We start from the raw sequence: 18,734 nt of genomic DNA on the forward strand, positions 1-18,734 counted from the left end.
TACATATTGGGATTGAGTATATGATTGAGAAAGTTGATGTTGTCGTTGTGGGCGCGGGACCGGTAGGGCTGCTGACCGCTATTGAATTGACCCTGGGTGGCGCGCGCGTCCTCGTGCTGGAGCGCCTGGCCGCCCCGAGCACGGCGATGAAGGCATTTGGCATCGGACCGCTCGGCATCGAGGCGTTAATGCGACGCGGCATGGCCGAGGCGATTGCCGCAGCGGAGGCGCGCAGCTTCGCGGAGATTGAACAGGCTGGAGCGGTATTGCGAGGCCGGACATCCAAGTTCAGCGGACACTTCGCCGGCCTGTCCTTGATACGCAAGGACGCGCAGAAAGAGCCGGAACGGCGTCCCCGTCCAGTGGATCAGCAGGCGCTTGAAGCCATGCTGGACGAGCGCGCGCAAGCACTGGGCATCGAGGTGCGCCGCGAGTGCGACGTCGCCGAATTCGTCCAACAGCCGGATGGCGTCGAAGTTAAATGGACAGCATCGGGCGACGCCGGCCGCACCCGCTGCGCCTACCTCGTGGGTTGCGACGGCGGGCGCAGCCTCATCCGCAAGATGGCTGGCTTTGATTTCCCCGGCACGCCGCCGACGCTGACCTTTTATCAGGCCGTCGCCGAGATCGACCAGCCGGAACGCCTGTTGCCGCTCGGCTGGCACCGCACATCGGGCGGCATGTTTTCCTTTGGCCCGGCGCCGGGCCGGTTGCTCATGCTGGATTTCAGTGGACCGCCTGAAGACCGGCAGGCGCCGGTTACGAGGGAGGAGGTCGAAGCCGTACTCCGCCGCGTCAGCGGTGCCGACGTCCGGGTGAGGGCGCTCGAAAGCGGCAGCCGATGGACCGACCATACCCGGCTGGTCGACACCTACCGTAGAGGCCGGGTGCTGCTTGCCGGCGATGCTGCGCATGTCCATACGCCGTTCGGCGGGCAGGGCCTGGGCCTTGGCTTGGTGGACGCGGCCAGCCTCGGCTGGAAGCTTGGAGCAGTGATTCGCGGCGAGATGCCCGACAGTCTGCTCGATACCTACACAGCCGAACGGCGGCCCGTGGCCCAAGCGGTGCTGGCCAACACTTTGGCCCAGGTCGCCATCATGCGGCCCGATCCGCAAGCAGGAGCGATGCGGCAGCTGATGGCGGATCTGCTGCAATTCGATGATGTCAACCGGCTCATCGGCGCGATGACGAGCGGGCTGGCCACGCGATACGATCTTGGGTCGGAACTGGATGAGGTGGGACGGTTAGTGGGCGACCGGCCAGTCGCTGGCGCCTCGCTCTACGAACTCATGCAGGATGGTGCGGGCGTCCTGCTCGACGCGTCGGTCGACGGCAGCGCATCCAAACTGGTGGGCGCCATGACGCAAAGAGTACGCTGCGTCGGCGTCGATACCGGACCATCGATGTTGATCCGCCCGGATGCCTGCGTGGCCTGGATCGGCGAAGAAAACAGCGTCAAAGGATTGGAGGAGGCGCTCGGGAATTGGTTCGTATGGGCACGATAAGTTGTCGGTTTGACGCTTAGTGCGGATGCTAAAATGTTAATTTCCGCAGTTCTATAAGTGATTGGAGTCATCGGTTGGGCAGGCTAATAAATGGCGGTAACCGCGCTTGCGCGTACGTATTTCGAGCAGTGTTCAGCGTGGTGATCGGCTTAAGCTGCTGCGGGCTTGCCTCTGCTCAAAGCGCAGCGATGACTGCGGAAGATCTCAGCACGTTTTTCGATCAGCATGCTTCGCGCGAGATGACGAAGTCGGATGTCGCTGGCGCCGCGATCGTGGTTGTCAAAGATGGCAAGGTGTTGTTTGCGCGCGGTTACGGTCATGCGGACGTTGGAATTGGAACGCCAGTCTCGCCAAACGATACGCTGTTCCGCGTGGCATCGCTATCCAGGCTGGTGACTTACACCGCAGTCATGCAACTAGTGGAACAGGGCAAGATCGATCTGGATTCCGACCTCTCGCGCTATCTGGATTTCCCCATTCCCACAACCTTCGCTCAACCGATCACGATGCGCCATCTCATGACGCATACGGCCGGCTTCGAAGATACAGTGGAAAACAGGTGGGTCAAGTCTGAAAAACTGACTTCGTTGCGGGACTACGTCGTGCGGCAAATGCCTAAGCGCCGGTTTGCTCCTGGCACGGTACCGGCTTATTCGAGCTACGGTACGACGCTGGCGGGTTACGTCGTTGAGCGAGTGTCGGGGGAGTCGTTCGAAACCTATACCGAGCGCCATATTTTTGCGCCACTTGGCATGCGCCACTCGAGCTTTGCGCAACCTTTGCCGCCGGGCCTCGCGCCGCTGCTGTCGAAAGGGTATGCCATCAGGACCGGGCCTACCCGCCCGTTCGATACGGCGCAAATAACGCCAGCCGCAGCTTTGTCGAGTACTGCGATGGATATGGCGCGGTTCATGCTGGCTCACCTTGGCGATCAGACCGCACCTGGGCCAGCATTGCTCAAGCCGGCGACGTTGGCGCAGATGCATACCGTCCAATTCCGCCACCATCCCGCAGGGCCGGGGATCGCGCTGGGCTTTTACGAAATGGATGAAGTGGCGCAACGACTGATCGGACATACGGGTGATATTCCAGGGAGTTTTCACTCGGTCATCTATCTGCTGCCCGAGCAGCGTCTTGGCTTGTTCATCGTGCAGAACACTGAAGCCGATCCGGGAATGCGCGAGGTCCTGTTGAAGTCTTTTGCCGAGCGCTATCTTTCGCCGCCGTCACCATCGCTCGCGATGCCGCGTCAGGCCGTGACAGACGAGTCTGAGCAGATGCAGGGAAGCTACCGCACCACTCGGCGGTTTGAATCGAGTCCGCTGTCATTGCCATTCCTGCTCGATCAAAACGTGGTGCGCATGGTGAAGCCTGGAACACTTGTGATCGATACAGTGCGTGGATCGAACGGTAAGCCTGTCGAGTGGCATGAAGTGGAGCCAGGCGTGTGGCAAAGCGCGGCTAACCCGCTTCGTCGTCGCTACTTTCTCAAGAATGCGCAGGGTGGCTGGGAGATGAGCAGAAACGGAGACCCAATGCAGATCATGCAAAAGGTCTCTTGGCATCAGCACAAGCTGGTAATGCTTTCCGTCTTGGTCTTGTCGATTGCGACTGTGTTGCTCAGCGTACTGGCGTGGCCCTTGTCGGTTGTGTGGCGCATGCGCTCCGGCCCACAAGCCGTTCTGTCGCCGGTACTGCTTCAGGTCAGGAACCACGTGCGCTTGGCAGGGCTGCTGGCATTGCTTCCATGGGTTTTGTATGGCGGCATTTTGCTAGCCTACTTGAATGACGCCCTGTTCGTTGCCTCGCCCACCTGCGCCATACTCTTGCGCGTGGTTCAGGCTTTGGCATGGCTTGCGCTGGGCGGCACGCTAGTCGCGGTCCGGGCTGCATGGATAAGTTGGCGCAATCGGGAAGTATCGCTGGTCGGCCGGGTTCACTACATGGCGCTTGCCTTGGCGTGTGTAGGCGCCACAGCGATGGCCTGGCAGGGTAGTTTTCTTATTTGGAGTGGGCGCTATTAACGGGCGGTTGAAAATAAAAAAGGGTTACAAACCGAAGCCTGTAACCCTTTGATGTCCCTGCGTATTGCTTGCGCCGACTGCTAGCCTCCATAGATTTTGAAAATCAGGCATCTAAATGGCAAATTGGTAGATCCTTGCCATTCGTAGTTGTCTTGAGTCTGAAAAACGCGTACACGGCGTTTTATATCATTACTAACAATACCTAGGCTGCTGAGTAGGCATCGCTTTACGGTGACTATTGTGACCGAAACTGACGTCCCAAGACCATAGCTGGCCGGCTAGGTCGACTCTTCGATGTCGCCTAAAGTTCTGTTTGGACGGTAGTGTTGATTTTTATGAAACACAATATTTATCCTGCAAAGCTTTGGATTTATGAGAGAAAGCAATGTTATGCTTTGGGGCAAGGTATGTAACTCTGGTGTCCTACTCCGCTGCGGACACATGGCTGCGGCACAAAAAGAAGATTATTAGAAACCATGACACAAATACAAAACACGCTATCGAGTTTGCTTGCTGCTGGCCAATTGGAACCTTTCATAACTCATATACGGTTTCCGAAATACAAGAATCTGGCGCCGAACACAAGAATAGAGTTTTCTCATCCTATTACGGTTCTGGTAGGGGCAAATGGTACAAATAAAAGCTCAGTACTGAGAGCACTGTACGGTGTTCCTGGGCAGTACAATCTTGGTAGTTTGTGGTTTTCTACTTCTACCGACCCAATTGAAGAAGGAGATGGCGAACGAAATTGTTTTATTTATGGATACAACAATCCAGAAGCCAAGAAAGTTACTGAAGTTCTGAAAATTCGAATTAAAAAAGATGAAGATCCTGATTATTGGGAACCATCTCGTCCTTATGCAAAATATGATATGGAAGGTGTGCCAAAAATTGGGCCGATTCCAGCTGGAGCGACCAGAACCAGGTGGAAGACAATTAAAAAGGAAGTCATATATATAGATTTCCGTGCTGCCCTAAGCGCATTTGATAAATTCTTCTATTATGGTGAACTGAAAAAGAAAAATCTGCAGAAGGAGAAAAAGGACTTTATAAGGTCTAGGGCAAATCATCTAAAGAAAGCGCTTGACAGTGGTTTGACTAGTTTGAATTTTAGAAAAAGTGAAAGAATTATAAATTCTGAAAATAGAATTTTAGATAAAGATGAGCTTGATGCTATTTCATTTATCCTTGGTAGGAAGTATTCTGAAATAAAGCTTATACGTCATAGATTTTATAATAGCGATGGCTATACAGCTCAACTGAAAACTAAAGACTTTAGCTATACAGAAGCTTTTGCGGGAAGTGGTGAGTTTTCCGTAATAAAACTTGTTACGTCTATTGTTTCATGTGACCCCAAGACGTTGATTTTGCTCGATGAGCCCGAGGTTTCTATTCACCCGGGAGCGCAAGAGCGACTAATGTATTTTCTGTCGGAACAAGTAAAAAAACATAAACACCAGATAGTTATTTCGACTCATTCTCCAGCAATCATTAGGATACTTCCCCCGTCGGCTATCAAAGTATTGGCAATGGATGGGCTAAATGGAAAAATAAGTGTTTTAAAGCAAGAATCCCTTCCTGAGGAAGCCTTCTTTCACTTGGGCGAGCCTGTCCCTGGAAAAATCACGGTTGTTGTTGAAGACCGGTTAGCCAAGGCAGTTGTCGAAAAGAGCCTTCGTGTTGCCGGCGAAGCAATCTTCAACATGTTCGAAATCGTACACTTTCCTGGCGGATCTGATACACTTTGGACTCATTATCTGCCTATATTTGCGGCAGAAAATCGTGAGGATATAGTTGTATACATGGATGGTGATCAACAGGCCGTTGAAGAAAATAGGTTTATTGATCCTAATACTGTGCCGATTGCAGAAAATTATAGATTATCGGAAATAATAAAAGCTGCTACTGGATCCGATGTGAGCTTTCCTGTTGATAGTTTGAATGGAAAGGGAAATGAGGAGCAACTTTTTGCAGCGCGACGGCAATACATTAGATGGTGTAAAACTTACGTAGATTATTTACCTTCAAATATTCCAGAAGAATTTGTTTGGCGCAAGGCGCCATCTGATGTTACTTCTGCGTTTTCTGGAAGTGACTATAAGAATTTATTTTTTGAATTAACCAAGCATGAGCTCAAGGTTCAGCCGTTTGAAAAGGTATCTTCGGATGATATTCTTCAAACGCAAAAGCGATTACTTGCACAGCTAGATGACAATGATCAAGATTTGGTTAATATTCGTGAAGCGCTCGTGAGTTTCTTGAAACATTAGGGAAAATATTGTGGTAAGAGTTTTTGATTTCTTTTCTGGCTGCGGTGGTACCAGTTGTGGGTTTCAGCAGGCTGGCATGGAAATTGTCATGGGCCTAGATATAGACGTTGATTCGGCCCAGTCGTTTCAGAGAAACTTTCCTAAAGCAAATTTTATTGTTGGTGATATTCGCGATATTGATACTGAGTCTCTACGTCCATTGATTGGGAACCGCACCGATCCGTTATTATTTTGCGGTTGTGCACCATGTCAGCCATTTTCAAAACAAAATAGACATCAAAGTCAAAAAGATCCTCGGCGCGATCTTTTAGCTGAGTTCAGTCGGTTTGTCAGCGCATGGTTACCAGATTACGTTTTCATTGAAAATGTCCCAGGCATGCAAAAAATAAAAGGTAAGAATGGTCCTTTTAATAAGTTTAAAGCTTTGCTTCGTGAACTGGGGTATTCGTACAGCTCAGATGTTGTCTCCGCGATGTCATATGGGGTGCCTCAAACAAGAAAGCGTTTGATTTTAGTTGCTCAGCGCTCGGGATTTATCTCATTGCCGCCTGCATCTCATGGCCCTGACAAACTACCATTCTCTACCGTCCGGGACTTTATATCGCATTTGCCACCGATTGCAGCTGGCGAGGTGCATCCTGATGATCCAGATCACCAAGCAGCGGCGTTGTCGCCAATAAATTTGCAGAGAATTGCGGCGACACCCGAAGGAGGAGGGAGAGAATGTTGGCCCGAACATTTCCAGCTTGACTGTCACAAGGATCATTCTGGACACTCGGATGTTTACGGCAGATTGGCATGGGATCGCCTAGCGTCAGGGTTGACTACCCGCTGTATTAGCTACTCAAATGGGCGCTTTGGGCATCCCGAGCAGAATCGTGCGCTAAGTGTCAGAGAAACGGCGTTGATACAGACATTCCCTGAAAATTACTCATTTGCGGGAAATTTAGCATCGCGGGCGCGGCAGATCGGCAATGCTGTCCCCCCAGCAATGGCTCGAGCAATTGGAGCGCACTTGCTGCAGATATAGATAAAGATTTGCACTATTGAGGGGCGCGCTAAAGTAACGCAACCACTGAGGGATCAAGGACCGGTGACTGTCAGATCAGGTCGCGATCATTACACATCAAACGAACATCTGGTCTGACAGCCATAGCTGTCTTAGCTTCTTTATCCCCGGTCCGGGTTGAGTATTTCTGGAAGAAATGAAAATTCAAGGTAACATATGGCTTCGATCTGTTGTCGTAGCGCGTCATGAGTTGCGGAGTCATGTGTAGCCAAGGCTAAGTAGTAGTTCTTTTCTTCGTGCTTCGCGAAGACTAGCCATTCACCGGTCAATGCCTCGTTTTCAGCAAGGCGGTTATAGTTGCCGCTTACTACATCGTTAACCAACATCGGGATGTCGGCAGCGGACATGAACCTCTCTTCACCGGCCTGCTGAGCTTCCATGATTTTTTGTTCAAAGAATGGGATTTTGTAACGGTTAAGCCCTTTCTCGATGTTCATGGCCAGAGAACTCATACCGTCCATGAGGTGGTGCTTGTGCCACAATCCTTTTAGCGGTGGGTGCTTGTTCTGGATGGGGGGCTTCAGTTGGCTTGGAGGACCAATGCCTTCCAGGGCGAGTATTTCTTGTACGACCTTGTGCGGGTTCAGCCTTCCCGATTTAGCCCCCCCGAGCAAACTAAGCAGTAATAACAAGCTGTAACGGCCTGGTGCGGCTTGTTCGATCCCGATCATTTCGGCAAAGCCTTTTAATTCCGCCGTCATGTCATCGCCGGATTCGGTCGTGAGGGAAAATTTAAAGCCCGGACTGGGTGGTGTATTCATTGCTTGCGCTATCCTTGTAGCCTGTTGGTGGCAGGTATTTTGATCAGTGAAGTAAGAATAGCATATGATGAAACTTTGGCAACTAGTGCCATGAGCGCAGTCTGCGGCTCCGAGGCCACGCTTTTCTGCCTACGCTAAGTCCTCGCAGTTTCCTGAAAATTAGGCGCGTTGACATTCGGTTGACACCTGACCAAAACAAAAGGGCTTACATTACTGTAAGCCCTTGATATTACTGGTGCCGACTGCCGGTTTCGAACTGGCCACCTGATGATTACAAATCAACTGCTCTACCAAATGAGCTAAGTCGGCGAAACTTGTACGGGGCGAATTATACGCTATTTAATTCGCGTAAGAGTAGGCCGGCCGCCCTTTTTTGGCGGCTCGTTATCGTCGTCCGGAGCGCTTGGGGCCTCGCTCTTGGCCTCTTGCAAAGGCGCTGGAACAGCCGCCAACACCGGCGCCGGCGCGCTGGTTTCTTCTTCCGCCACCGGCTCGGCAAAGCCCGCTTGCGGCTCGAACGCCATCCCCTGGCCGTTCTCGTTGGCATAGATCGCCATGACGTTGTTGACCGGGACGTAGATCTCGCGCGACACGCCGCCGAAGCGCGCGTGGAAGCGTATGCTGTCGTTGTCCATCTTCAGGCCCGAGGTGGCGCCGAAGCTGATGTTGAGGACGATTTCGCCTTTTTTCACATATTCCATCGGCACCGTGGTCGAGGCGTCGACCTTGACGGCGAGGTAGGGCGTATAGCCGCTATCCGTGCACCACTCATAAATGGCGCGCAGCATGTAGGGCTTGGTTGAGATTTCAGACATGGTATTCCAGACTGCAGTAAAACCCGGCGCGCCGCCGACTAAGGCCGGCAAACGCGCCGATAGACTTCAAGTAAAACGGTCTGCGTCCGAATTAACGGCGCATGACCTTTTCCGACGGCGTCAGCGCTTCGATGTAGGCAGGGCGCGAGAAGATGCGCTCGGCGTACTTCATCAGCGGGGCCGCGGTCTTCGACAGTTCGATGCCGTAGTGATCCAGACGCCACAGCAGCGGCGCTACCGCCACGTCCAGCATCGAGAACTCATCGCCGAGCATGTACTTGTTCTTCAGGAACAGCGGCGCGAGCGTGGTCAGGCGGTCGCGGATTTCTGCGCGGGCCTTGTCGTGGCTCTTGTCGTTGCTCTTGGCGCGTTCGCTTTCCAGCACGTGCACGTGAACGAACAATTCCTTCTCGAAATTGAACAGCATCAGGCGCGCACGCGCGCGCATCAGCGGATCGGCCGGCATCAGTTGCGGATGCGGGAAGCGTTCGTCGATGTACTCATTGATGATGTTCGATTCGTACAGGATCAATTCACGTTCGACCAGAATAGGCACCTGACCATAAGGATTCATGGTCGAGATATCTTCCGGCTTGTTGAACAAGTCGACGTCGCGCACTTCGAAGTCCATGCCTTTTTCAAACAGGACCAGACGGCAGCGTTGCGAAAATGGGCAGGTTGTACCCGAGTAGAGAACCATCATTTTTATAGTTCCTTAGAAACAAAGGGGGTGAAGCCGCGAACGGATCACCCCGGATCGATCGCCCGCCAACGCGGGCATCGCAAAACAAGCGCCGGCCAGCCGGCGCTCTCGATTATTTAACTTCTTTCCAGAACGACGCGTTCAGACGCCATGCCAGGAAGGCGAACAGGGACATGAACAGCACCACTGCCACACCCAGTTTTTTGCGGGTCTGCGCTGCAGGCTCCGCCATCCACTCCATGTAACCGACCAGGTCGGCCATCGCAGTGTCATATTCCAGCTTGTTCAGTTTGCCCGGCGTGACGACTTCGAAGCCGTCAAACTGATGCGTCATCTTACCTTCTTCGTGCGGATCGGCCACTTCCTTCATCTTGACCTTCTGCACGCCCTGCAGTTCCCACAGCACATGCGGCATCGCCACATTGTTGACCACCAGGTTGTTCCAGCCGGTCGGGCGGGTGTCGTCCTTGTAGAAGGTGCGCAGATAGGTGTACAGGTAGTCGCCGCCGCTGCCGGCGCCCGACGCTTTCGCGCGCGAAATGACGGACAGGTCCGGCGGCACCACGCCGAACCATGCTTTCGCATCTTTCGGATTCATCGTGGTGGTCATCATTTCGCCCACTTTATCGCCGGTGAACAGCAAGTTGGCCTTGATTTGCTCTTCCGTCAGGCCGAGGTCGCGCAGACGGTTGTAGCGCATCGAGGACGCATTATGGCAGTTCAGGCAGTAATTGACGAACAGCTTGGCGCCATGTTGCAGTGCTGCCATGTTATTCGAGCGGTCCGGCGCCTTGTCGAGCGCGATGCCGCCTTCGTTAGCCAGTGCCAGACCTGGCAGCAATGCCAGGATGGCGAGCAGTTTTTTAGGAAAATTCATGTAATGTCCTTTGTGTACTTTAGCCGAGGTGGTCGATCAGTGCGCGTGGAACACTACGCGGTCCGGGACCTTCTTGAACGTGCCCATGGCGCTCCACCAAGGCATGAACAGGAAGAAGCTAAAGTAAAGCAGGGTGCATACTTGCGAGAACAGCGTGCGGCCTTCGGTCGGCGGCAGGGTACCCAGGTAGCCCAGCGACAGGAAGCAGAAGAAGAACACGCCGTACACGTATTTGTGCCAGCTTGGACGGTAACGGATCGACTTGACCGGCGACTTGTCCAGCCAAGGCAGGAAGGCCAGGATCACCACCGAACCACCGAAGAACACCACGCCCCAGAACTTGGCGTCCAGCACCTGCGGCAGCATGCCGATGATGGCCACCAGCGCGATCACCGCGATGGCGGTTTTCACGATGCTCGACAGGCGCGATTTCAGCCACACGAACACGACGTAGGCGGCGACGAAGAACATCAGCACCCACATGAAGTCGGCGGTGGTGGCGCGCAGCACCGAGTAGAACGCGGTGAAGTACCAGGTCGGCGCGATGTGCAGCGGGGTCTTCAGCGAATCGCCCGGCAGGAAGTTGTTATATTCCAGGAAGTAGCCGCCCATTTCCGGGGCGAAGAACACCACGGTGCTGAAGATCAGCAGGAACACCGACACGCCGAACAGGTCGTGCACGGTGTAGTAAGGGTGCGAAGGAATCGAATCGACCGGGTGGCCGTCGGCGCCCAGGTTGTCTTTCACTTCGATGCCGTCCGGGTTGCTCGAACCGACTTCGTGCAGCGCGATCAGGTGGGCAGCCACCAGACCCAGCAGAACCAGTGGGATCGCGATCACGTGGAAGGCGAAGAAGCGGTTCAGGGTGGCGTCGGACACCACGTAGTCGCCGCGGATCCACAGCGACAGGTCAGGGCCGATCAGCGGAATCGCGCCGAACAGGTTGACGATCACTTGTGCGCCCCAGTACGACATCTGGCCCCATGGCAGCAGGTAGCCGAAGAACGCCTCGGCCATCAGGCACAGGAAGATGGCGAAACCGAACAGCCAGATCAGTTCACGTGGCTTGCGGTACGAGCCGTACAGCAGGCCGCGCGTCATGTGCAGGTAGACGATGATGAAGAAGGCCGAGGCGCCGGTCGAGTGCATATAACGCACCAGCCAGCCCCACGGTACTTCGCGCATGATGTATTCGACCGAACCGAAGGCCAGGTTGGCGTCCGGTTTGTAGTGCATGGTCAGGAAGATGCCGGTGACGATCTGCAGCACCAGCACCAGCATGGCCAGCGAGCCGAAGATGTACCAGAAGTTGAAGTTTTTCGGAGCGTAGTACTTGCCCCATTGGTCATTCCACAGCTTGGTGAGCGGGAAGCGGTCGTCGACCCAGCCCAGCGCTTTTTGTGCGGCCGGAGCATCGGCCGGGAATTTTGTCTCTTTGAAAGCCGCCATGATTTACGCCTCGCCTTTCTCGTCTTTACCAATGACCAGCTTGGTGTCGCTCAGGAACATATGACGTGGGACTTGCAGATTGTCCGGCGCCGGCTTGTTCTTGAACACGCGGCCGGCCATATCGAAGGTCGAGCCGTGGCATGGGCACAGGAAGCCGCCCTCCCAGTCGTCCGGCAGCGATGGCTGCGGGCCTGGGGTGAATTTGGACGAAGGCGAGCAGCCCAGGTGGGTACAGATACCGACCGCGATCAGCAGCTCGGGTTTGCGCGAGCGCCATTCGTTGCGGGCGTATTCCGGGGTGAACTCGTCCGGGTTGCGCTTGGAGTCGGCGTCGGCCACTTTACCGTCGGTCTTTTTCAGCGAGGCCACCATTTCAGGGGTACGCTTGATGATCCAGACCGGTTTGCCGCGCCATTCGACGGTTTTCATTTCGCCGGGATTGAGGCTGGAAATATCCACTTCCACCGGTGCGCCGGCCGCTTTAGCGCGCTCGGACGGTTGGAACGTGCTAACCAGTGCCCCGGCGGTTGCCAGACCCACTACACCACCCGCCGCGCCTGTTGCGACGAGCAATCCGCGACGGCCTGAATCGACCTGCTTTTCGATACTCATACAAACCCCAATCAGTCAAAGTGCGAACAAAATCCGAGAACCGAGAACAAAACCTGAAACTTGATGAAGCACGAATATAGCTTCTAGCAACCTTAAATTATAAGGTAAGCGTGATACGAATTAAAGCAAAAACGTTGCCGTAACCCCAATTGGAGCGATTTGCGCACCGTTTTGGACTTGAAATCTGCCGGGCTATCCCCTACTGGCGGGGCACAAGCCATAGATATTGATACAAGACAAATTTATAGCGTAATTCGGACCCCAAATGCGCACGGGGCTAGCGCGTTTGGAATCTAATTGGAAAAATAGTATGATCCAGACGCAGTTTTGTTCACAAATGACCACAGCGAGGATAAAAAAATGACAATGATGCAGGAATTCAAAGAATTCGCGATGAAGGGCAATGTGGTCGACCTGGCTGTGGGTGTGATCATCGGCGGCGCCTTCGGCAAGATTGTCGACTCGCTGGTGGCCGACATCATCATGCCGCCGATCGGCAAACTGTTCGGTGGCCTGGACTTCGCCAATTACTACATCGGCCTCAACGGCCAGGATCCGCACCTGAGCCTGATCGAAGCGAAAAAGCTGGGCGCGGTGTGGGCCTACGGCAATTTCGCCACCATCCTGCTGAACTTTGTCATCCTGGCCTTCGTGATCTTCCAGATGGTGCGCCTGATGAACAAGGCGCGTACCCTGAGCACCAAGGAAGCGGCGGCTGAAGCGGCCGCGGCGCCGGCGCCGACGCCGGAAGATATCGTGCTGCTGCGCGAGATCCGCGACTCACTCAAGAAATAACAAGGACGCCGTCCGGCGGACGGCAGGATGCTATGCGACGACTCTGGTTATTGTTTGCGCAAACGGTGACCGTCGTACTGGCACTGTACTTCGTCTACACGGCCGTGGGGCCGGAGCGGCGCGCGCCGGTGCGCATCCAGCAGATGGGCAGCGCCGACCACCCGGCCGCAATGCTGGAGGCGGCGCCGGGCAAGGCGCCCGGCGTGGCGGTCGGCTCCTACCGGGCGGCGGCCGGGCGGGCCATGCCGGCCGTGGTCAACATCATCACCAGCAAGAAACCCAAGCGCGGCAAGCATCCGCTGCTGCGCGATCCCTTCTTTAAAAAATTCTTCGGCGACCGCGACCGCGATCGCGACGGCGAGAACGACGACGAGGAGTCCAGCCTGGGCTCGGGCGTCATCGTCTCCGGCGAAGGCTACATCCTGACCAACAACCACGTGGTGGAAGCGGCCGACGAAATCGAGGTCATGCTGGCCGACGGCCGCAAGGCCGCCGCCAAGGTGGTCGGCACCGATCCCGAGACCGACCTGGCCGTCATCAAGATCGCGCTCGACAAGCTGCCGGTGATCGTGCTGGGCCAGGCCGAGCAGGCGCAGGTGGGCGACGTGGTGCTGGCCATCGGCAATCCCTTCGGCGTCGGCCAGACGGTGACGATGGGCATCATCTCCGCGCTGGGCCGCAACAACCTGCACATCAACCATTTCGAGAACTTCATCCAGACCGACGCCGCGATCAACTTCGGCAATTCCGGCGGCGCGCTGGTGGACGCCAACGGCAACCTGCTGGGGATTAATTCGGCGATTTATTCGCAGACGGGCGGCTCGGTCGGCATCGGCTTCGCGATTCCGGTCTCGACCGCCAAGTCGGTGATGGAAGCCATCATCAAGTCCGGCCACGTGGTGCGCGGCTGGATAGGCGTGGAAACCCAGGAGATCACGCCGGAGCTGGCGACCAGCTTCGGGTTGAAGCGGCAGAGCGGCGCCATCATCGCCGGCGTGGTGCGCAACGGTCCGGCCGACAAGGGCGGCATGAAGCCGGGCGACATCCTGCTGTCGGTGGACGACAAGCCGGTGGCGGACACCAACGAGATGCTCAATCTCATCGCCCAACTCGTTCCTGGCGGAAAAGCTAAAATGACGGTCTTGCGCAAGAGTCGCGAGACCACGCTGGACATCACGGTCGGCAAGCGTCCGGCCGGCGCCAAATAAGGAACCCTAATGCATCTGCGCGACCTGACTCAATTCCTCAAAGAACTGGCGGACAACAACAACCGTCCCTGGTTCATCATGAACAAACCGCGCTACGACATCCTGCGCGAAGAATTCCTGCAAGTGGTGACGGAGATGATTATCGAGCTGGGCAAGTTCGATGCAGCCGTCAAGTTCTGCAACCCGAAGAAGGCGATGTTCCGCATCAACCGCGACGTGCGTTTCGCGCATGACAAGAGCCCGTACAAGACGCGCTTCTCGGCCGCCGTGGCGCCGAACGATTTGCGCCGTCCCAGCAAGGCGGGCGGGCCGACCTACTATATGCAGATCGATGGCAGCGGCAAGCTGCTGTTCGGCGCCGGCGAATACATGCCGCCGCCGTCGCGCCTGAAAGCGCTGCGCCAGCACATGGTCGACGACGCGGCCGGCTTCAGCAAGGTGCTGAAGAACAAGAAGTTGAAAGCCACCTTCGGCGATATTCAGAACGAAGGCAAGCTGATGCGCCCGCCCAAGGGTTTCGACCCCGAGCACGAGCATATCGAATACATCAAGCTGAAGAGTTTCTTTGTCTGGACCGAGCTCGACCTGCCGATGAACAAGCCGGAACTGCTGGTGGCGATGATCGCCAGCGGGCTGAAGGATGCATACCCGCTGGTCGAATGGATGCGTGCTGCGAAGGAAGACGAGCCACAGGAGTAAGCACGTCATTTCCCCCACTGGGGGAAATGACTTCCCGCGCAGGCGGGAATCCATGCACCGTCTGCCAGCTCGCGTTCTATGGATTCCCGCCTACGCGGGAATGACGTTAACGCTTCACTTTTTCATCGCGCGGGTCGCGCGCCAGCAGGCGCGAGACCATGGCCTGTGGCTGGTCGCCGTCGAACAGCACGCCGGCCACCGCGTTGGTGATCGGCATGTCGACACCCATCCGGGCCGCCAGTTCGCGCACCGCTTTCGAGCACGGCACGCCTTCGGCCACATGGCCCAGCTCCTGCACGATGACGTCCAGCGGCTTGCCCTGCGCCAGCCCGAGGCCGACGCGGCGGTTGCGCGACAGGTCGCCGGTGCAGGTCAAAATCAGGTCGCCCATGCCGGTCAGGCCCATGAAGGTCTCGGTATGGCCGCCCAGCGTGGTGCCGAGCCGGGTGATTTCCGCCAGGCCGCGCGTGATCAGCGCGGCGCGCGCGTTCAAGCCCAGGCCCAGGCCGTCGGCCACGCCGGTGGCGATGGCCAGCACGTTTTTCACCGCGCCGCCCACTTCAACACCGACCAGGTCTTCGCTGGAATACACGCGGATATTGCCGCCGTGGACGGTCGCCACCACGCAGTCGCGCAAGGCCGCCGAGTCGGAGGCGATGGTCAGCGCGCACGGCAGGCCCTTGGCCACCTCCTGCGCAAACGACGGTCCGGACAAGGCGCCGCCAGCCACTCCGTCACCCAGCACTTCGCGCACGATCTGGTGTGGCAGCAAGCCGGTGCCGTATTCGAAGCCCTTGCACAGCCACACGACATTCGGTATCGCCCGCGATTTCAGCTGCTCCAGCAGCGGACGCAAGCCAGCCACCGGACAGGCGGCGATCAGCAGGCTGTCCGGCCCGGCCACATGGGCCAGCGCGGCGTCGAAATCGGCGGCGACCCGGAGGCCGTCGGGGAAGGGGTAACCAGGCAGGTAGCCGGTGTTTTCTCGGGTGCGCGCCATGTCTTGCAGGGCGTCGCTGTTGCGGCCCCACAGCATCACGTTGTGACGCTGGGCCAGCGCCATGGCGACAGCGGTGCCCCAGGCGCCTGAGCCGAGCACAGCCACCTTGCGGACCGCAGCCGCTGGTTTGTTTGGATTATCTTGCATGGGACCTCATTCGGCGACCGGATGTCGCCGCTACGGCAATTATATGCCCCAGACTTCGGAATTCTTGACGTAACCGACCAGGCCGTCGCGATGACGCACCTTGAGCCAGCCGCCGGTGGCCGATTCGGTCACCTCCAGCAGCACGCCCTTGTCGGCGGTGAAGACCGGCGCGGCGGTATCTTCCGGCGTGGCGCGGATTTTCAGGTTGGGGGTGCGGATGATGACGTTGCGCTTGCCGCTCAGGCCCTTGGCCTCGGTCCAGGCCAGTTCGCCGTTGACGTCGCGCACCTTCAGCCATTCGCCATAGGCCAGCACCACTTCCAGCGGCGCGCCGCGCGGCACGACAAACAGCTTGCCGCCCTTGGTCGATGGCGCGTCGTAGAGGATGACGGGTGCGGCGCCCACCGTTTTGAAGTCGAACGCGTGACTGGCACTCATGGCCAACAACATGGTCAGACTGGCGATTAAACGGGGAAATGTCATGGCTTACCTTGCAGATGGACAGCGCGCAAAGGCGCGGCATGTCGGGGTGATACCGCTGCCGGACGTGGCGCCCGGCAGCGAAGTACTTCAGTACGACTTAGTGCGTGGTGGCAGCGCCGTCGGTTGCTGCTGGTGCTGCGGCGGCCGCGTCGGCGATCGCTTGCATGCGCTGCTGGTAGAACACTTCGAAGTTGATCTCAGCCAGGTGCACTGGTGGGAAACCGGCACGGGTGATCACGTCGGCGATGTTGGCGCGCAGGTAAGGATAAACGATGTTCGGGCAACCGATGCCCAGCAGCGGATCCAGCTGCTCTGCAGGAATGTTGCGCGCTTCGAAGATACCGGCTTGCTTGCCTTCAACCAGGAAAGCGACTTTGTCTTTGACTTTGGCGGTCACGGTGATGGTGACGGTCGACTCGAACACGCCATCGGCCAGTGGCTCGGCGCCAACGTCCAGCGCTACTTCGATCGATGGAGCTTCCTGTTCCAGGAAGATCGATGGGGAGTTTGGTTGCTCCAGCGACATGTCTTTCAGGTAGACGCGTTGGATTTGGAATACTGGTTGCAGGTTTTCGTCAGACATGGAACGCTTTCGTTATAGTGAAAACGAGCGGCACGGGCCGCTCAGAATAAGTTTGCTTGGTATGGAGCTCAAATCAAACGCGAGGGCAATTGTATCAAAACCATTATGGTTTCAAACTATTTCTGCGGCCCTCACGTTGTATTTGAGGGTGATTAGCCATTTAACAAGGGGGACAGGCCGCCAGCTTGATCCAACGCATACAAATCGTCGAAACCGCCGACATGGGTGTCGCCGATGTAGATCTGCGGCACGGTGCGGCGGCCGGTCTTCTGCATCATCAGCACGCGCTGCTCCGGGTCCAGGTCGACGCGGATCTTTTCCAGGCCGGTCACGCCCTTGGCTTCCAGCAGGCGCTCGGCGCGCACGCAGTAGGGGCAAACGGCGGTGGTGTACATGATTACACGGGCAGTCATCTGGAGCTCCTTATTTGGCCAGTGGCAGGCCGGCTTTTTGCCATGCAGCAACGCCGCCGTCCAGGTTGACCACGTCGGTAAAGCCGGCTTTGGCCAGTTTGGCGGCTGCCGACGAGGCGCGCGCGCCCGTCTTGCACACTACGATCACGCTCTTGGTCTTGAACTTTTCCAGCTCGCCGAGGCGGTTGGACAGCTCGCCCAGCGGAATATTCTTGGCTTCTGGCAAGTGACCAGCAGCAAATTCCGTTGCGTCGCGTACGTCTACAATGGTGGCTTTGCTACGGTTGATCAACAGCGTCACCTCTTGCGCGGAGGCGCGTTTGCCGCGCTGCGTCAGTACCGGCCAGAGCAGGGCGCCGCCCGAAAGGAGCACGATGGCGATGATGAAAATATTGTCAATGAAGAATTTCACAGGGTTCCAATGGTTTAAGTCAATCCGCGCATTATAAAATAGAAGCTGGAAGAGTTCTCGCAGTACCGGTTTTCCGTCCCGTTCAATCCTTTTTGAAGATAGTTCAAATGTATAAAATCGTATTCATGCGCCACGGCGAGTCCACCTGGAACCTCTCGAACCGTTTCACCGGCTGGACCGATGTGGACCTGACCGAGAAGGGCATCGCGGAAGCCAAGGCGGCCGGCAAGGTACTGAAAGAGTCCGGCTACACCTTCGACCTGGCCTACACCTCGGTGCTCAAGCGCGCGATCCGCACGCTGTGGCTGACCATGGACGAGATGGACATGATGTACCTGCCGGTCAAGAACGACTGGCGCCTGAACGAGCGCCACTACGGCGCCCTGCAAGGCCTGGACAAGGGCGAAACCGCCGCCAAGTACGGCGACGACCAGGTGCTGGTATGGCGCCGCAGCTACGACACGCCGCCGCCGCCGCTGGAAGCAGGCGACGACCGCGCCTCCTTCAACGACCCGCGCTACGCCGGCCTGGACAAGTCGCAGATCCCGCTGACCGAATGCCTGAAGGACACCGTGGCGCGCGTGATGCCGGTGTGGGACGAGGAAATCGCCCCGGCCATCCGCGCCGGCAAGAAGATCATCATCTCGGCCCACGGCAACAGCCTGCGCGCCCTGATTAAGATGCTCGACGGCATCAGCGACAACGACATCGTCGGCCTCAACATCCCGAACGGCCAGCCGCTGGTCTACGAGCTGGACGAGAACCTGAAGCCGATCCGCCACTACTACCTGGGTGACGCCGACGCCATCGCCGCGGCCCAGGCAGCCGTCGCCAACCAGGGCAAGGCCAAGTAATTTGTCGCATTCTTCCTTCCGAGGCTGGCGCGGCGCCGCCACCAGTGCGGCGCTG

19 protein-coding genes and 1 tRNA gene are annotated in these 18,734 nt (G+C 56.8%); 8 read left to right on the forward strand and 12 right to left on the reverse strand.

What is annotated here, in order from left to right; translation table 11 throughout:
• Positions 1–20 precede the first annotated feature (20 nt).
• The 4 genes from V6M89_RS12185 (at position 21) to V6M89_RS12200 (ending at position 6,829) form a co-directional block, all read left to right on the forward strand.
• Entirely contained in the window at positions 21–1,505 is a 1,485-nt protein-coding gene (locus tag V6M89_RS12185; protein WP_332853419.1) for an FAD-dependent monooxygenase, read from the forward strand.
• 137 nt (positions 1,506–1,642) lie between these two features.
• Positions 1,643–3,529 (forward strand): serine hydrolase domain-containing protein, encoded by a 1,887-nt coding sequence (locus V6M89_RS12190; RefSeq protein WP_332853420.1) that lies wholly within the window; start codon positions 1,643–1,645, stop codon positions 3,527–3,529.
• 476 nt (positions 3,530–4,005) lie between these two features.
• The gene (locus tag V6M89_RS12195) at positions 4,006–5,799 is read left to right on the forward strand and encodes an ATP-dependent nuclease (protein ID WP_332853421.1); all 1,794 of its coding nucleotides are present in this window, start codon (positions 4,006–4,008) and stop codon (positions 5,797–5,799) included.
• Positions 5,800–5,809: 10 nt separating this feature from the next.
• Entirely contained in the window at positions 5,810–6,829 is a 1,020-nt protein-coding gene (locus tag V6M89_RS12200) for a DNA cytosine methyltransferase (protein ID WP_332853422.1), read from the forward strand.
• Positions 6,830–6,969: 140 nt separating this feature from the next.
• Here V6M89_RS12200 and V6M89_RS12205 read toward each other — a convergent pair whose 3' ends face one another.
• The 7 genes from V6M89_RS12205 to petA form a co-directional block, all read right to left on the reverse strand.
• Positions 6,970–7,629, reverse strand: coding sequence for a hypothetical protein (locus tag V6M89_RS12205; protein ID WP_332853423.1), 660 nt, complete (start codon positions 7,627–7,629; stop codon positions 6,970–6,972).
• A 233-nt stretch (positions 7,630–7,862) separates the two neighbouring features.
• Positions 7,863–7,938 (reverse strand) — tRNA-Thr (locus V6M89_RS12210).
• 26 nt (positions 7,939–7,964) lie between these two features.
• A complete protein-coding gene (locus V6M89_RS12215; RefSeq protein WP_116993701.1) occupies positions 7,965–8,444 on the reverse strand; it encodes a ClpXP protease specificity-enhancing factor in 480 nt (159 codons plus the stop codon).
• Between the two features lie 91 nt (positions 8,445–8,535).
• Positions 8,536–9,147: a glutathione S-transferase N-terminal domain-containing protein gene (locus V6M89_RS12220; protein ID WP_008443913.1), complete on the reverse strand. Its 612-nt coding sequence runs from the start codon at positions 9,145–9,147 to the stop codon at positions 8,536–8,538.
• 112 nt (positions 9,148–9,259) lie between these two features.
• Entirely contained in the window at positions 9,260–10,024 is a 765-nt protein-coding gene (locus V6M89_RS12225) for a cytochrome c1 (protein WP_332853424.1), read from the reverse strand.
• Between the two features lie 36 nt (positions 10,025–10,060).
• Positions 10,061–11,473 carry a cytochrome b gene (locus V6M89_RS12230; RefSeq protein WP_332853425.1) on the reverse strand — a complete coding sequence of 471 codons (1,413 nt, stop codon included), beginning with the start codon at positions 11,471–11,473 and terminating at the stop codon, positions 10,061–10,063.
• A 3-nt stretch (positions 11,474–11,476) separates the two neighbouring features.
• Positions 11,477–12,085 carry a ubiquinol-cytochrome c reductase iron-sulfur subunit gene (gene petA / locus V6M89_RS12235; RefSeq protein ID WP_332853426.1) on the reverse strand — a complete coding sequence of 203 codons (609 nt, stop codon included), beginning with the start codon at positions 12,083–12,085 and terminating at the stop codon, positions 11,477–11,479.
• 360 nt (positions 12,086–12,445) lie between these two features.
• Here petA and mscL point away from each other — a divergent pair, with 360 nt between their 5' ends.
• From mscL to V6M89_RS12250, 3 genes are read left to right on the forward strand one after another with little or no spacing between them, the layout of a single operon-like run.
• Positions 12,446–12,880, forward strand: coding sequence for a large conductance mechanosensitive channel protein MscL (gene mscL, locus V6M89_RS12240; RefSeq protein WP_332853427.1), 435 nt, complete (start codon positions 12,446–12,448; stop codon positions 12,878–12,880).
• Positions 12,881–12,912: 32 nt separating this feature from the next.
• Complete coding sequence (locus tag V6M89_RS12245) at positions 12,913–14,088, forward strand: Do family serine endopeptidase (protein WP_332853428.1); 1,176 nt, start codon at positions 12,913–12,915, stop codon at positions 14,086–14,088.
• A 9-nt stretch (positions 14,089–14,097) separates the two neighbouring features.
• Positions 14,098–14,787 (forward strand): DUF2461 domain-containing protein, encoded by a 690-nt coding sequence (locus tag V6M89_RS12250; RefSeq protein WP_332853429.1) that lies wholly within the window; start codon positions 14,098–14,100, stop codon positions 14,785–14,787.
• A gap of 106 nt (positions 14,788–14,893) precedes the next feature.
• Here the strand turns inward: V6M89_RS12250 and V6M89_RS12255 are convergent, their stop codons facing one another.
• The 5 genes from V6M89_RS12255 to V6M89_RS12275 all read right to left on the reverse strand — a co-directional run bounded on the left by V6M89_RS12255 (position 14,894) and on the right by V6M89_RS12275 (position 17,825).
• A complete protein-coding gene (locus V6M89_RS12255; RefSeq protein WP_332853430.1) occupies positions 14,894–15,934 on the reverse strand; it encodes an NAD(P)H-dependent glycerol-3-phosphate dehydrogenase in 1,041 nt (346 codons plus the stop codon).
• 39 nt (positions 15,935–15,973) lie between these two features.
• On the reverse strand, positions 15,974–16,417 hold the full coding sequence (locus tag V6M89_RS12260; protein WP_332853431.1) for an SH3 domain-containing protein: 444 nt from the start codon (positions 16,415–16,417) through the stop codon (positions 15,974–15,976).
• Positions 16,418–16,514: 97 nt separating this feature from the next.
• Positions 16,515–17,000 (reverse strand): protein-export chaperone SecB, encoded by a 486-nt coding sequence (gene secB / locus V6M89_RS12265; RefSeq protein WP_332853432.1) that lies wholly within the window; start codon positions 16,998–17,000, stop codon positions 16,515–16,517.
• Between the two features lie 152 nt (positions 17,001–17,152).
• Entirely contained in the window at positions 17,153–17,413 is a 261-nt protein-coding gene (grxC, locus tag V6M89_RS12270; RefSeq protein ID WP_008443950.1) for a glutaredoxin 3, read from the reverse strand.
• 10 nt (positions 17,414–17,423) lie between these two features.
• Positions 17,424–17,825, reverse strand: a complete 402-nt coding sequence (locus V6M89_RS12275; RefSeq protein ID WP_332853433.1) for a rhodanese-like domain-containing protein — start codon at positions 17,823–17,825, stop codon at positions 17,424–17,426.
• A gap of 107 nt (positions 17,826–17,932) precedes the next feature.
• On the opposite strand from V6M89_RS12275, the gene gpmA reads away from it, so the two are divergent.
• A complete protein-coding gene (gpmA, locus tag V6M89_RS12280) occupies positions 17,933–18,679 on the forward strand; it encodes a 2,3-diphosphoglycerate-dependent phosphoglycerate mutase (RefSeq protein WP_332853434.1) in 747 nt (248 codons plus the stop codon).
• Positions 18,680–18,734 lie beyond the last annotated feature (55 nt).

The organism is Duganella sp. S19_KUP01_CR8, assembly GCF_036688705.1.
Classification (GTDB): Bacteria; Pseudomonadota; Gammaproteobacteria; order Burkholderiales; family Burkholderiaceae_D; genus Rugamonas.

Bases quoted from the DNA above. Each gene is read 5' to 3' on its own strand.
- V6M89_RS12245 (WP_332853428.1), top strand. From the start codon at position 12,913: ATGCGACGACTCTGGTTATTGTTTGCGCAAACGGTGACCGTCGTACTG.
- gpmA (WP_332853434.1), top strand. From the start codon at position 17,933: ATGTATAAAATCGTATTCATGCGCCACGGCGAGTCCACCTGGAACCTC.
- V6M89_RS12195 (WP_332853421.1), top strand. From the start codon at position 4,006: ATGACACAAATACAAAACACGCTATCGAGTTTGCTTGCTGCTGGCCAA.
- V6M89_RS12250 (WP_332853429.1), top strand. From the start codon at position 14,098: ATGCATCTGCGCGACCTGACTCAATTCCTCAAAGAACTGGCGGACAAC.
- mscL (WP_332853427.1), top strand. From the start codon at position 12,446: ATGACAATGATGCAGGAATTCAAAGAATTCGCGATGAAGGGCAATGTG.
- V6M89_RS12260 (WP_332853431.1), bottom strand. From the start codon at position 16,417: ATGACATTTCCCCGTTTAATCGCCAGTCTGACCATGTTGTTGGCCATG.
- V6M89_RS12185 (WP_332853419.1), top strand. From the start codon at position 21: ATGATTGAGAAAGTTGATGTTGTCGTTGTGGGCGCGGGACCGGTAGGG.
- secB (WP_332853432.1), bottom strand. From the start codon at position 17,000: ATGTCTGACGAAAACCTGCAACCAGTATTCCAAATCCAACGCGTCTAC.
- V6M89_RS12220 (WP_008443913.1), bottom strand. From the start codon at position 9,147: ATGATGGTTCTCTACTCGGGTACAACCTGCCCATTTTCGCAACGCTGC.
- V6M89_RS12255 (WP_332853430.1), bottom strand. From the start codon at position 15,934: ATGCAAGATAATCCAAACAAACCAGCGGCTGCGGTCCGCAAGGTGGCT.
- V6M89_RS12205 (WP_332853423.1), bottom strand. From the start codon at position 7,629: ATGAATACACCACCCAGTCCGGGCTTTAAATTTTCCCTCACGACCGAA.
- petA (WP_332853426.1), bottom strand. From the start codon at position 12,085: ATGAGTATCGAAAAGCAGGTCGATTCAGGCCGTCGCGGATTGCTCGTC.
- V6M89_RS12230 (WP_332853425.1), bottom strand. From the start codon at position 11,473: ATGGCGGCTTTCAAAGAGACAAAATTCCCGGCCGATGCTCCGGCCGCA.
- grxC (WP_008443950.1), bottom strand. From the start codon at position 17,413: ATGACTGCCCGTGTAATCATGTACACCACCGCCGTTTGCCCCTACTGC.
- V6M89_RS12215 (WP_116993701.1), bottom strand. From the start codon at position 8,444: ATGTCTGAAATCTCAACCAAGCCCTACATGCTGCGCGCCATTTATGAG.
- V6M89_RS12225 (WP_332853424.1), bottom strand. From the start codon at position 10,024: ATGAATTTTCCTAAAAAACTGCTCGCCATCCTGGCATTGCTGCCAGGT.